The sequence below is a fragment of the Pseudoalteromonas sp. ABV4_021 genome (assembly GCF_056159365.1).
On the sequence record NZ_JBSWVB010000001.1, the window covers coordinates 762,449 to 775,956 of the forward strand.

Here is a 13,508-nt window from a genome sequence, read left to right on the forward strand (position 1 = left end):
TAACAAGTTAATAATGACTAAAGACGTAAACTTATTATTTAAGAAGATAGGTTACAGCTTTAACGACGTTCGCTTGCTAGAGCAAGCAATGACCCATAGAAGTTACCGAGGTGCTCACAATGAGCGCCTTGAGTTTTTAGGTGACTCGATTTTGAGCTTCGTTATAGCTGATGCTTTGTATCATCAATTTCCAAAAGCCCGTGAAGGCGATTTAAGTCGTATGCGCTCAACGCTAGTACGCGGTCAAACATTGGCTGAATTTGGTGTGGAGTTTGAACTGGGTGACTTTCTTCGCCTTGGTCCGGGTGAGCTGAAAAGCGGTGGTTATCGCCGTGAATCAACGCTTGCTGATGCCGTTGAAGCAATTATAGGTGCTGTATTTTTAGATTCAGACATAGAAACATGTCGCGAATTAGTACTCAACTGGTATCAAACGCGTTTACAAGCAATTACCCCTGGGCATAATCAAAAAGACCCAAAAACCTTGCTACAAGAGTATCTGCAAGCCCGCAAGATCCCTCTGCCTAGCTATAATGTAATTGATACTAAAGGCCAAGCGCACAACCAAGTATTTACGGTTGAGTGCTCAATTGAGAATAAACCTCAAGTAGTAGCTAAAGGAAGTTCGCGTCGTAAAGCAGAACAAAAAGCAGCTGAGCTTGCATTGAAGATGATTAAAGATGACGCTTGATAAAGACCTGTTAGATGCGCCAATTGATACTCACTGTGGCATGATTGCCATTGTGGGCCGCCCAAATGTGGGTAAATCAACGCTGTTAAACCGCTTGGTTGAGCAAAAAGTGAGTATTACCTCACGTAAGCCGCAAACTACGCGTCACCGTATTATGGGTATTCACACTGAAGGCAAATACCAAGCCGTGTATGTTGATACTCCAGGTCTTCACAGCGAAGAAAAACGCGCAATTAACCGTTTAATGAACCGCGCTGCATCAAGCTCAATTGGCGACGTGGAACTGATTATCTTTGTGGTTGAAGGTACCCGTTGGACAGACGACGACGAGATGGTACTTACTAAGGTCATGGGCAGTGGCGTGCCGGTGATTCTTGCAATTAACAAAGAAGATAACGTTAAGGAAAAAGAAGAGTTACTGCCACATTTGCAGTGGTTAGCAACTAAGGGTAACTTCCTTGATATGATCCCAATCTCAGCCAAGCACGGCAAGCGCGTTGAGCAAATTAAACAGCACGTTCATAACACTTTGCCTCAATGTGAATTTTACTTCCCTGAAGATTACGTAACCGATCGCTCAATGCGCTTTTTAGCAGCCGAAGTGATCCGCGAAAAGCTAATGCGCTTTATGGGTGATGAACTACCGTATTCTGTGACTGTTGAAATTGAGCAGTTTAAATGGATGGATAACGGCGTTTGGCAAATTAACGGCTTAATTTTGGTTGAGCGCCAAACACAAAAACGCATGGTGATTGGTAATAAAGGCGAAAAGCTTAAAGTAATCGGCCGCGAAGCACGTAAAGATCTTGAAGACATGCTTGATAATAAAGTGTTCTTAGAACTTTGGGTAAAAGTGAAATCAGGTTGGGCTGATGATGAACGCGCACTTCGCAGTCTAGGCTATGGTGAAGACTAAGGTCTAATAAATGCAACACTTTGTACCAGCTTATTTACTGCATTCACGTCCATTTAGCGACTCGCAGTTAATGTTGGACCTGTTGGTACAAGGTGTTGGTCATATCCGCTTGTTGGCTCGTGTGAAGGGCCGCAATAGCATCAAACAAAAAGCTAATCTACAACCATTTAGTCGCCTCAGCGTACAATATGCTGGCAAAGGCGATATCAAATACTTAAACCAATACGAGCTCGAGAGCCTTGTCGCACTCAAAAATAAAGCCTTGTACTGTGGCTTTTACCTCAACGAATTGACCGCTCGCTTAACACCTATCAATGAACCACTTGATGAAATATATGAGCTGTATCATCAGCATCTAACACAGTTAGCGAATGATGAGGACTACGAACCCATTTTACGCTCGTTTGAATTTCAATTATTAGAAGCGTTAGGCGTAGGGTTAGATTTTTCTTTTGACGCTCACGGCTCTGAATTGAAAGATGATACGTATTACCAGTATCAAAATGAACTGGGTTGGTTGTCGTTAAAAGGTAGTCGCCGAGGTTTAAGTGGAAAGCAAATACAACAAATTGCATGCTTAGACTTTTCTGATAAGCTAACGCGCACATTAGCAAAACAACTGGCACGCTATTTACTTAATCCGCTTTTAGGGTATAAAAAACTGAAAAGCCGAGAATTATTTGGATCTTAATTTATGAAAGATATTTTATTAGGGGTCAATGTTGACCATATCGCAACGTTAAGACAAGCCCGTGGCACGCAATTTCCAGACCCAGCACACGCAGCAACCGTTGCAGAACACGCTGGTGCCGATGGTATTACAATTCACTTACGTGAAGACCGTCGCCATATTCAAGACCGTGATGTATATGTAATGGCAAAAACCATTCAAACACGTATGAATTTAGAAATGGCCGTTACCGATGAAATGATTGGTATAGCGCTTGAAGTAAATCCAGAATACGTATGTTTAGTGCCAGAAAAACGCGAAGAACTTACCACCGAAGGCGGCCTAGATGTAGTTGGTAATGAAGCAAAAATTGCCGATGCAGTAGCAAAACTCAGTGCAGCGGGTATTAAAGTATCGCTATTTGTTGATGCAATTGAAGCGCAACTTGATGCCTGTGCCCGAGTAAAAGCGCCATTCGTTGAAATTCATACAGGCGCGTATGCGGACGCTGAAAACGATAAAGACCGTGATGAAGAACTTGCGCGTATCGCCGCTGGTTGCAAATACGCAGCAGGTTTAGGTTTAACAGTAAACGCAGGTCACGGTTTGCATTATCATAATGTAAAACCAATCGCTGCCATTCCAGAAATTTACGAGCTTAATATCGGCCATGCAATTATTGCACGTGCAGCGATTGATGGCTTAGCAAAAGCCGTTTCAGATATGAAGCGCTTAATGCTAGAAGCAAGAATGTAATTTTTTTTGTCGCTGCTCTTTGAAGCAGCGACAAACAAGTACTTATTCCATGATTTAGAAGAGATTAAACTTAAAAGTCACCATCAAAATCTTCAGTCTACTTTAATGGTAAACTCTACTCCACACTCTGAATTGCCCCGGCATCTTGCATTAAACTCGATAAACAATCTTGCAGCTCAAATATTTCTGGTTCGATGTCTTTAAGCGCTTGCTCTTGTTTTAACGCGGTTTCGATGGTTTCTGCGAGATTTTTTATTTTGGGCACGCCAGTGTAACAGCAGGCGCCATGAAATTTATGGATAATACTTAATAGCTCTTTACTATCGCTATCGCCAAAGGCTTCGCTAATTAACTTTTGTGTTTCGGGAATACTTAGCAACAACATGCTCAGCATTTCATTTGCGAGATCTTCTTTTCCGCCAGCGCGTTGTAATGCTAACTGCCAATCAATCATATTGCTCGAAAACGGTGGTTCACTGCTAATTAATTTGGCAGGTTGTACTTTCGGTTGATAATCTTTTGAACCAAACTCAGCGATGGTTTTCATTAAAATTTCTTCATCGATCGGTTTGGTTAAGTAACTGGTAAAGCCATTACTAAGTAGCGATTCTTTTTCACTGGTAAGAGCGTGTGCGGTCACGGCAATAATCGGTGTTTGTTCATTAAGTGATGATTCCAAAATCAATTTACACGCGGTTACACCGTCCATAATCGGCATTTGAATATCAAGCAGTATTACATCGTACTTGCGGCTTTTTGCAAGGCTAACCGCTTGCGCGCCATTGTGTGCGGTATCAAAACTTTCAATTTTGTCGCGAAGTAGTGCACACATTAAGCGCAAGTTAGCGTCGTTATCATCCACCACAAGCGCTTTTAATGGCAGGGTTTCTTTGTCTGTTGCTGGAGTACTAATGGTCGGGTGATCAAGTCTGTATGGGGCGGCAAGTGTATGACACAGTTTGCGATGGTTCATAGGCTTTGACAAGCACGCATCGGCGCCGGCATTAATCACCACCTCACGATAGCTATGCGATATGGTATTAACTAACACGTATAGGTAATCGCACTTTTCCCGTGCACGCTTAATTTGTTCACGGCATGCGTGTAGGTCGTTGGGATCAATGTTCACAGCAAGCAGCCCAATATCAAAATTAAACGCCTGATTTTGCGCTTCTTCCAATTCGCCAAATGTTGCACATGCAGTTACATTTAACTGCCAGCTTTCTAATAATTCTTTGCCTGCTTCAAAGCTGTGTTCAAACGGTTCAAAGAATAACACACGTTTTTGCTCTAGAGGACCAAGTGGTAAATCTATCGCATATTGATGCTTTGGAATTTCAAGTTCAGCATTAAAGGTAAAGCAACTGCCTTTGCCTAGTGCTGAATTTAAGGAAATTTTACCGCCCATTGCTTCAACTAAGTGTTTGGTAATAATCAAACCTAGACCGGTACCACCAAATTTACGGGTAATGCTGGAATCGGCCTGACCAAACGCCAAAAACAGCGAATCTTGTTTATTGCTATCGATGCCAATGCCGGTGTCTTTGACAGAAATAAGCAATGCTTGTTTATGGTCGCTTAGCATACGGCCGGTTACATCTATAGTAACGCTACCGTTGTCTGTAAATTTAATCGCGTTACTAATAAGGTTGATTAAAATTTGTTTAAAGCGAGTAGGATCGCCAATCACATGATCGGAAATTCCATCAGCAACATATAGCGATAATTCAATGTGCTTTTCGTGGGCGTTCGGTGCTAATAAGGTGAGTGCCTCGTTAATGGTGTCGCGCAATTGAAAATGGATATGCTCAAGTTCCATTGCACCCGCTTCAAGCTTTGAGAAATCTAGAATATCACTAATAATTGTGAGCAGACTTTTAGCCGAAAATTCAATGGTATCGAGGTAATCTTTTTGGTGTTTATTGAGTGGGGTTTTAGATAATTGGCGGGTAAAGCCAATAACACCGTTAAGCGGCGTTCTAAGCTCATGACTCATTTTTGCTAAGAAATCGGATTTAACTCGGTTTGCTCTTTGCGCCTCGCGTTTGGCAAAATTTAGCTTTATGTTTTGTGTTTCGTATTGTTCAAGCGTTTCGCGGTAATCGCTAATGGCTTGATCGATATGGCGCTGCATTTCATCTTTTTGCGTAACCATATTGGCCGAAATATCATTAAGTCCGCGTCTTAAAATTTCAAACTCGCCTGCCATACGCTCATCGAGTCCGGTTTCTAATTCATCGCTTTTTAGCTGGTCAACCGCAAACACCAGCTTTTTGATTGGGTCACTTAAGCGATTAGAAAAACGAAACGCAATTACTAACGCGATGGCTACGGCTAAACCAATAATCACAATACTAAACAGCAAAGCACTTTGTCGCGCAATCACTGCGCGATCGTTACTAATTTCTACGTTTACATAGGCTTTTACTGGTAAATGCTGGGAAATTAATAGGCTGTCTTGTGAAAGCGCGTTTTTATCGAAAATTGGCAGTGAAAAAAGAATGCTTGTTTCAAATTGTTTAATGTAAAGCTGTTTTGGCAATGCATTGCCGTTCTCAAATTTAAACTCTTCTATCTCTGGGTAATAGTTACTGGTGAGGATAAGTTCATGGTCGGCGTTGAATAAAACAATTGATTTAATTAATGGAGCGTGTTGATTGTGTGTATCGCTAATAACCGACTTTAATTCAGCAATATTGTTGCTGTTTAGCGCATGCTCTATAGCTTTTGCCAGCGGCGTAGAAATAGTTTGACCCTGCTCGGTGAGAAAATCGTTAAGTTCTTGATAGCGAGTTAAGGTAAAATAACTGCCTAGGATAATACCTACCGTTAAGGTGGGTACTAAAGTTAATAGTATTATCCAGTCTCTTAAGCCAAATCTACTCATCGGGTGCGATTGTTATAATAAATTATTATGACACTGAGTTAAGGTTAAAGACTAAAGCGATATTAGGCAAACAATTTATAGGGTAATCACAGTGGCAAGGTTTTTTAAACCGCAAAAAAAGCAACTTTCAGCAGAGAAACAAACATTAAGCATCGACTCCATGAACCATGAAGGGCTAGGTGTAACGCGCAGCAATAAAAAAGTCGCATTTGTTGAAGGGGCAATAACAGGCGAAACCGTTTTAGCTAAACAATTGGCGAATAAAAGTAAGTTCGAAAAATACCAAACCGTTAAGGTGATTACGCCAAGTGAGCATCGCGTTGTGCCATTTTGCCAACATTACGGCCAATGTGGCGGTTGCCAATTACAGCATTTAGAGGTTGCTCAGCAAGTTATTGAAAAGCAGGCAGCAGTAACTAAATTGTTTGAAAAATTCGCCGAGGTAAATAATTTACCTTGGTGTGATGCGTTAGCAAGTGACCCGACTCATTATCGTCGTAGTGGCCGTATTGCGGTAATTTACGATAAGCAAAAAGATAACTTTTTGGTTGGCTACAGACAAAAGCAATCAAAGAAAATCATTAATATCGAAAGCTGCGACGTGCTGGTTAAACCTTGGCAAGTTGTTTTTACCGAAATACGTAACTTGCTTCCAGAGTTGAAAGCGGGTGATTCGATTTCACATTTGCAATTGTGTTCGGTGCAAAGCGGTAACTATTTAATTGTGCGCCATACTAAGCCACTTAAAGATAACGATACTGCAAAGCTCCAACGTATTTGCCATGAAAATGATTGGCAGTTGGTGCTAAATAGCGAAAAAGGTACTTTTACAGGCGATGAATTACCTTACTACCAATTGGATGATTACCAATTAACCTTGTTTTTTGGTTTTGATAACTTTATTCAAGTCAATGCCAAGGTTAATCAAGCCATGATTAAACAGGCACTTACGTGGCTGAACCTAACTAAACAAGACAATATACTCGACTTATTCTGCGGTGTGGGTAATTTTACCTTACCACTTGCAACACAATCGAATACCGTTGTTGGGGTGGAAGGTGTCGCTTCGGCAATTGAGCTTGCCAAACGCAATGCAGCACATAACCAACTAAACAATATCGATTTCTATTGCCAAGATTTAACTGAAAATATTAAGTCGCAAGACTGGTTTAATCGTGAGTATTCGGTACTATTGCTAGACCCATCGCGTATGGGGGCGTTTGATATTCTAACTCAACTTAAATTAAAGCGTTTTTCTCGTATACTTTACGTTGCATGTGACCCAGTAACTATGGCACGTGACAGCAAGCTTTTAATTAACGCAGGCTTTAAGGTGAGTAAAATTTCATTGATGAATATGTTTCCTAATACGTCCCATATTGAAACGATGGCGTTGTTTGAAAAGGAGAATTAATAAACATGGTATCCATTAGGCAATCGCACTTACTTGCTAATCTAGAAGGCTTTCAAGCGTGGCTAGAGATGCTGGCCTTAAGCGACGATAAGCAACAGCAGCTTGAGCGTGCTTATGATTATTGCCTAGCATATTGCGAGCAAAAAAAATTAGACGATGAATTTGAAACCAGTTTGCCTGCCAGTAAGGAAATTGTCGAAATTCTCGCAGAGCTTAATATGGATGCCGAAACCCTGTTAACCGCATTTCTTACGCCGCTTTATTTAAACGGCAAGCTCGATAAAGAGCATTTAAGCAAACACTTTTCAAGATCGGTTGTTGAGCTGTTAAAAGGTGTTGAACAAATGGCGGCGCTCGGTGCGCTGAGTTTCCAGGGCAAAGGCAGTACGCAAATTGATAATATTCGCCGTATGTTATTGGCTATGGTTGAAGACGTACGCGCGGTTGTTATTAAACTAGCTCAGCAAGTGTGTTTACTACGCGAGCTAAAAAATGCCTCTGAAGAAGAGCGAGTAATTGCCGCTAAAGAAACAGACAACATTTTTGCACCACTGGCGAACCGTTTGGGTATTGGTCAATTAAAGTGGGAGCTTGAAGATCTTTCACTGCGTTACCTTCATCCAGAAAAATACAAAGAAATCGCTAAATTACTCGATGATAAACGCATCGCTCGTGAGAGTTACATGAGCAACATGGTGGCATTAGTAAAAGCAAAGCTTGCCGAGTCGGGCATTGAAGCCGAAGTTTACGGTCGACCAAAACACATTTACAGCATCTATAAAAAGATGCAAAACAAAAATTACGAATTTGACCAGCTCTTTGATATTCGCGCCATGCGCGTCGTAGTTAACGAATTACAAGATTGCTATGGGGCGCTTGGTATTGTGCATACTAACTGGCGTCATCTCAACAAAGAGTTTGATGATTATATTGCGACGCCAAAAGCTAATGGTTACCAATCTATTCACACTGTGGTATTTGGACCCGAAGGCAAAACTGTTGAGATTCAAATTCGCACCCAAGCTATGCACCAAGATGCAGAGCTTGGGGTTGCCGCGCACTGGCTTTATAAAGAAGGGTCATTGCCGGGTAAAAACTCAGGTTACGAACAAAAAATCAGTTGGCTAAGAAAGTTACTACAGTGGCAAGAAGAAGTTGTTGACGATGAAGAGTTTGCAGAAGAGCTTAAAAACCAAGTAGTTGAAGATCGTGTATACGTGTTTACACCGCGCGGCGATATTCTTGACTTACCAAAGGGCGCGACACCACTTGATTTTGCTTATTACATTCACTCGAATGTTGGACACCGCTGTATCGGTGCAAAAGTGTTCGGAAAAATTGTGCCGTTTACCCATGAGCTTCACACTGGCGACCAGGTTGAAATTCTGACGCAGAAAGAGCCTAATCCAAGTCGCGACTGGCTAAACCCGTCATTAGGTTACGTCAAATCGTCACGTGCACGTTCTAAAATTCATCACTGGTTTAAGCAACAAGACCGCGATAAAAATCTTGCCGCAGGTAAAGAAATTCTGGACGCGGAACTTGCTAAACTAAGTTTGCAAACCAAAGACTTAAAACCTGCATTGACGCGTTTTAACTTGAATTCGATAGAAGACTTACAAGTTGCGGTTGGTGCAGCGGATGTACGCATAAACCAGCTGATCAACTTTTTACAAAATAAACATCTGCCACAAGATGATGAGCTACCCAAGTTCCGTAAATCAACAAAACCGCGCAAAGGCGATAAAAACGGTATTGTTGTTGATGGTGTAGGCAGTTTATTAAGCCATGTGGCTAAGTGTTGTGAACCAGTGCCGGGCGATAGCGTACAAGGATTTATAACTCAAGGGCGAGGCATTGCAGTGCATCGGAGTGACTGTGAGCAGTTAGACCATTTACGAAGCCAATTTCCTGAGCGTTTTATTGATGTGAGCTGGGCCGATGAAGTGTGTGAACACTATGCGGTAACGATTCGCATTGAAGCAAATGATCGCCAAGGATTAATGCGTGATATCTCATCAGTGCTTGCTAATGAGAAAACCAATGTGCTTAATATGAATTTGCAAACCAATAATGCGCGTCAAACCGCGATTTTTGAAATGAAAATTGAAATCAACAATGTTGAGCAGATGAATAAACTGTTAGTTAAGCTATCACAAGTTGATGGCGTTTTTTCGGCGGTAAGAACCTAATGAGTCAAAGTCATAATATAGAAATTCTGCTTAATATAATGAGTAAACTGCGCGACCCTGACGGTGGTTGCCCTTGGGACTTGCAGCAAAATTTCGCCTCAATTGTGCCGCACACCCTAGAAGAAGCCTATGAAGTAGCCGATTGCATTGAGCGAGAGGATTTACTTGAACTTAAAGATGAGTTGGGTGATTTATTGTTTCAAATTATCTTTTATGCCCAACTTGGCAAAGAGCAGCAGTTATTTAACTTTGACGATATTGTTGCGGCCATTTGCGATAAATTAGTGCGCCGTCACCCTCATGTATTTGCCAATGAAGAGGTGTTTTCTGAAGCGCAGTTAAAAGCAAATTGGGAAGAGCAAAAAGCGGCTGAACGTAAACAAAAATCAAAATCGAACACCCTCGATGATATCCCACATGGATTACCAGCGCTGACACGCGCGCAAAAAATTCAAAAACGTGTTGCCAGTGTTGGCTTTGACTGGCCATCAGTAAAAGGCGCGCTTGATAAAGTAGAAGAAGAGTTTCAAGAAGTACGCGATGAGCTAGAGTCTCACGGACCAGATGAAAAGTTAGCTGAAGAGTTGGGGGATTTACTGTTTGCGTTAGTAAATGTAATTCGCCATTCAGGGTTTAACGCTGAGCAGGTACTGCGTAACGCTAATAATAAGTTTGTAAGGCGTTTTAATTCGGTTGAATTAACCATTACCAAGTCAAAACCAATGAAAGAAGCAAGCCTTGAAGAAATGGAAGCGGTTTGGCAGCGTGTTAAAAAGCTTGAGAAAGCGTAAATTTCATTTGAGCAAAATGGCAACTTTTAGTATAATGTTTTCCCGTCTTGTTGATTGCCTTTAACGGCAATATTGTCTATTAATTCCTGACATCTTAGGGTTCACATGAATACAAAATTTATCTTCGTTACAGGCGGGGTTGTTTCCTCCTTGGGTAAAGGTATTGCTGCAGCATCATTGGCTGCAATTTTAGAAGCGCGCGGTCTTAACGTAACGATTCTAAAGCTTGATCCTTACATTAATGTTGATCCTGGCACTATGAGCCCTATTCAGCACGGTGAAGTATTTGTTACTGAAGACGGTGCTGAAACTGACCTAGACTTAGGTCACTATGAGCGTTTTATTCGCACCAAAATGACTAAGCGTAACAACTTTACGCAGGGTCGTGTATTTGAAGACGTATTACGTCGTGAGCGTCGTGGTGAATTCCTTGGCGCAACTATTCAAGTTATTCCACATATTACTAACGATATCAAACGCCGTGTACTGGATGGTGCAGAAGGCTATGATGTTGCTATTGTTGAAGTTGGCGGCACGGTAGGTGATATTGAATCACAACCTTTCCTTGAAGCATTACGTCAACTAGGTACTGAGCTTGGCCGTGAAGCTGCACTATATATGCACTTAACACTAGTGCCTTTCCTTGGTGCTGCGGGCGAAGTGAAAACGAAACCAACACAACACTCAGTAAAAGAGTTACGTTCGATTGGTATTCAGCCTGACATTCTTATTTGTCGTTCAGATCGCGCTATTCCACCAAATGAGCGTGCAAAGATTGCGTTATTCACTAACGTAGAAGAAAAAGCCGTTATCTCATTAAAAGACGTTGACAGTATTTATAAAATCCCTGCGCTGCTTAAGTCGCAAGGTCTTGATGAGTTAGTATGTCGTCGCTTCCATATTGAAAGACCTGAAGCAGATCTTGCTGAATGGGAACAAGTTTTATATCAAGAGTCAAATCCAAACGGTGAAGTTACGATTGGTATGGTTGGTAAATACATTGAATTACCAGATGCCTACAAATCAGTTAACGAAGCACTTAAGCATGCAGGCCTTAAAAACCGTGTAACGGTTAATATTAAGTATGTAGACTCACAAGACGTTGAAACAAAAGGCGTTGAAATTTTAGCGGACCTTGATGGTATTCTAGTACCAGGTGGTTTTGGCGGTCGTGGCGTTGAAGGTAAAATTTTAACTGCACAATACGCACGTGAAAACAAAGTACCTTACCTAGGTATCTGTTTAGGTATGCAGGTTGCGCTTATTGAGTTTGCTCGAAATGTGGCAGGCCTTGAAGGCGCAAATTCATCAGAATTCGATGCAGACGCTGAGCACAAAGTTATTGGCTTAATTACCGAGTGGTTAGACAAAGAAGGCAACGTTGAACAACGCTCTGAACAGTCTGATCTTGGCGGTACAATGCGTTTAGGTTCGCAAAAGTGTCACTTAGTTGAAGGCACTAAAGCACGTGAAGTATACGGCGCAGCAGAAATCTTCGAACGTCACCGTCACAGATACGAAGTGAATAACCACTACGTAGAGCAACTTGAGAAAGCAGGCTTGGTTTTCTCTGGCTTATCAGAAGATAAGAAGCTAGTTGAAATGATTGAGCATCCTAACCACCCGTGGTTTGTAGCGGCTCAGTTCCACCCTGAGTTTACCTCAGGACCTCGCGATGGCCACCGCTTATTTGAAGGCTTCGTGGGTGCAGCATACGCGCAACAAAAAGACGAAAATTAATTACTAAGCCGTGACCTGTGTCGCGGCTTTTTTATTTTAACTGCCTGTGATTTTGAACCCTTCGCAGGCTTAGCACAACAACCTTTATGGGAAAGAGGATATAAGATGTCTGAAATCGTAAAAGTCATTGGTCGTGAAGTAATGGATTCACGTGGTAACCCAACTGTTGAAGCTGAAGTACATTTAGCAAATGGCATTTGGGGTCGTGCATGTGCACCATCGGGCGCATCAACGGGTACCCGCGAAGCACTAGAACTTCGTGATGGTGACAAGAGCCGTTACTTAGGTAAAGGTGTTTTAAATGCGGTGAATTTCATCAATGGTCCAATCGCTGACGCTTTAATCGGCAAAAACTCTCACCAGCAAAAAGACATTGATGGCATCATGATTGATCTTGATGGCACAGAAAACAAAGAAAAACTGGGCGCGAACGCGATTCTAGCTGTTTCTCTAGCGAACGCTAAAGCAGCAGCACAAGACAAAGGTCAAGAGTTATTCGAACACATTGCTGAACTAAACGGTACGCCGGGTAAGTTCTCAATGCCAGTACCTATGATGAACATCATCAACGGTGGTGAGCACGCGGATAACAACGTAGACATTCAAGAGTTCATGGTTCAGCCAGTAGGCGCACCTAACTTTAAAGAAGCACTTCGCATGGGTGCAGAAATCTTCCACAGCCTGAAGAAAGTACTTAGTGCACGTGGCCTAAACACAGCTGTTGGTGATGAAGGTGGTTTTGCACCTAACTTATCATCTAACGAAGAAGCGCTTGCTGTAATCGTTGAAGCGGTTGAAGCTGCTGGCTACAAAATGAATGAAGATGTAACGCTTGCGCTAGACTGTGCTTCATCTGAATTCTACACAGATGGTAAATACGACCTGAAAGGTGAGGGCAAAGTATTCGATTCAGAAGGTTTTGCGGACTTCCTAGCGGATCTTTCTGCACGTTACCCAATTGTGTCAATTGAAGACGGCTTAGATGAAAGCGATTGGGCAGGTTGGAAAGTACTAACAGATAAAATCGGCGACAAAGTACAGCTAGTTGGTGACGATTTATTCGTAACCAATACTAAGATCTTAAAGCGTGGTATTGATGAAAAGATCGGTAACTCAATCTTAATCAAGTTCAACCAAATTGGTTCACTTACAGAAACACTTGAAGCAATTCAAATGGCGCATGAAGCTGGCTTTACAGCGGTTATCTCGCACCGCTCGGGTGAAACTGAAGACGCAACAATTGCTGATTTAGCGGTAGGTACTGCGGCAGGTCAAATTAAGACTGGTTCACTATGTCGTTCTGACCGTGTTGCTAAGTATAACCAACTTCTTCGTATCGAAGAAAAGCTAGCTGAAAAAGCGATTTACAATGGTCGTAGCGAAATTAAAGGTCAGTAATTGACACTTAATTTTTAGCTGAAAAAAACCGCTGTTTTGCAGCGGTTTTTTAT

At 41.9% G+C, this 13,508-nt stretch carries 10 protein-coding genes; 9 read left to right on the top strand and 1 reads right to left on the bottom strand.

What is annotated here, in order from left to right; translation table 11 throughout:
- Nucleotides 1-13 precede the first annotated feature (13 nt).
- Genes rnc through pdxJ form a run of 4 tightly spaced genes read left to right on the top strand, consistent with a single transcriptional unit; the run spans nucleotide 14 to nucleotide 3,033 of the window.
- A complete protein-coding gene (gene rnc / locus ACXAFE_RS03565; protein ID WP_475148777.1) occupies nucleotides 14-691 on the top strand; it encodes a ribonuclease III in 678 nt (225 codons plus the stop codon).
- Nucleotides 681-1,607: a GTPase Era gene (gene era / locus ACXAFE_RS03570; protein WP_010560766.1), complete on the top strand. Its 927-nt coding sequence runs from the start codon at nucleotides 681-683 to the stop codon at nucleotides 1,605-1,607. Before rnc ends, era begins: the two co-directional genes overlap by 11 nt.
- A 10-nt stretch (nucleotides 1,608-1,617) precedes the next feature.
- Nucleotides 1,618-2,298: a DNA repair protein RecO gene (gene recO / locus ACXAFE_RS03575; protein WP_237130024.1), complete on the top strand. Its 681-nt coding sequence runs from the start codon at nucleotides 1,618-1,620 to the stop codon at nucleotides 2,296-2,298.
- Nucleotides 2,299-2,301: 3 nt separating this feature from the next.
- On the top strand, nucleotides 2,302-3,033 hold the full coding sequence (pdxJ, locus tag ACXAFE_RS03580; protein WP_475148782.1) for a pyridoxine 5'-phosphate synthase: 732 nt from the start codon (nucleotides 2,302-2,304) through the stop codon (nucleotides 3,031-3,033).
- Nucleotides 3,034-3,148: 115 nt separating this feature from the next.
- Here the strand turns inward: pdxJ and barA are convergent, their stop codons facing one another.
- Nucleotides 3,149-5,920 carry a two-component sensor histidine kinase BarA gene (gene barA, locus ACXAFE_RS03585; protein ID WP_475148786.1) on the bottom strand — a complete coding sequence of 924 codons (2,772 nt, stop codon included), beginning with the start codon at nucleotides 5,918-5,920 and terminating at the stop codon, nucleotides 3,149-3,151.
- Nucleotides 5,921-6,011: 91 nt separating this feature from the next.
- Here barA and rlmD point away from each other — a divergent pair, with 91 nt between their 5' ends.
- From rlmD to eno, 5 genes are all read left to right on the top strand, one after another.
- Nucleotides 6,012-7,334, top strand: a complete 1,323-nt coding sequence (gene rlmD / locus ACXAFE_RS03590) for a 23S rRNA (uracil(1939)-C(5))-methyltransferase RlmD (RefSeq protein ID WP_475148789.1) — start codon at nucleotides 6,012-6,014, stop codon at nucleotides 7,332-7,334.
- Nucleotides 7,335-7,339: 5 nt separating this feature from the next.
- Complete coding sequence (gene relA / locus ACXAFE_RS03595) at nucleotides 7,340-9,526, top strand: GTP diphosphokinase (protein ID WP_475148792.1); 2,187 nt, start codon at nucleotides 7,340-7,342, stop codon at nucleotides 9,524-9,526.
- A complete protein-coding gene (gene mazG / locus ACXAFE_RS03600) occupies nucleotides 9,526-10,317 on the top strand; it encodes a nucleoside triphosphate pyrophosphohydrolase (RefSeq protein ID WP_475148794.1) in 792 nt (263 codons plus the stop codon). The genes relA and mazG overlap by 1 nt, the downstream gene beginning before the upstream one ends.
- Before the next feature lie 105 nt (nucleotides 10,318-10,422).
- Entirely contained in the window at nucleotides 10,423-12,057 is a 1,635-nt protein-coding gene (locus ACXAFE_RS03605) for a CTP synthase (protein WP_475148798.1), read from the top strand.
- A 105-nt stretch (nucleotides 12,058-12,162) separates the two neighbouring features.
- The gene (gene eno / locus ACXAFE_RS03610) at nucleotides 12,163-13,455 is read left to right on the top strand and encodes a phosphopyruvate hydratase (RefSeq protein WP_010560758.1); all 1,293 of its coding nucleotides are present in this window, start codon (nucleotides 12,163-12,165) and stop codon (nucleotides 13,453-13,455) included.
- Nucleotides 13,456-13,508: the final 53 nt, after the last annotated feature.

Bases quoted from the DNA above. Each gene is read 5' to 3' on its own strand.
- rnc (WP_475148777.1), top strand. From the start codon at position 14: ATGACTAAAGACGTAAACTTATTATTTAAGAAGATAGGTTACAGCTTT.
- era (WP_010560766.1), top strand. From the start codon at position 681: ATGACGCTTGATAAAGACCTGTTAGATGCGCCAATTGATACTCACTGT.
- recO (WP_237130024.1), top strand. From the start codon at position 1,618: ATGCAACACTTTGTACCAGCTTATTTACTGCATTCACGTCCATTTAGC.
- pdxJ (WP_475148782.1), top strand. From the start codon at position 2,302: ATGAAAGATATTTTATTAGGGGTCAATGTTGACCATATCGCAACGTTA.
- barA (WP_475148786.1), bottom strand. From the start codon at position 5,920: ATGAGTAGATTTGGCTTAAGAGACTGGATAATACTATTAACTTTAGTA.
- relA (WP_475148792.1), top strand. From the start codon at position 7,340: ATGGTATCCATTAGGCAATCGCACTTACTTGCTAATCTAGAAGGCTTT.
- mazG (WP_475148794.1), top strand. From the start codon at position 9,526: ATGAGTCAAAGTCATAATATAGAAATTCTGCTTAATATAATGAGTAAA.
- ACXAFE_RS03605 (WP_475148798.1), top strand. From the start codon at position 10,423: ATGAATACAAAATTTATCTTCGTTACAGGCGGGGTTGTTTCCTCCTTG.
- eno (WP_010560758.1), top strand. From the start codon at position 12,163: ATGTCTGAAATCGTAAAAGTCATTGGTCGTGAAGTAATGGATTCACGT.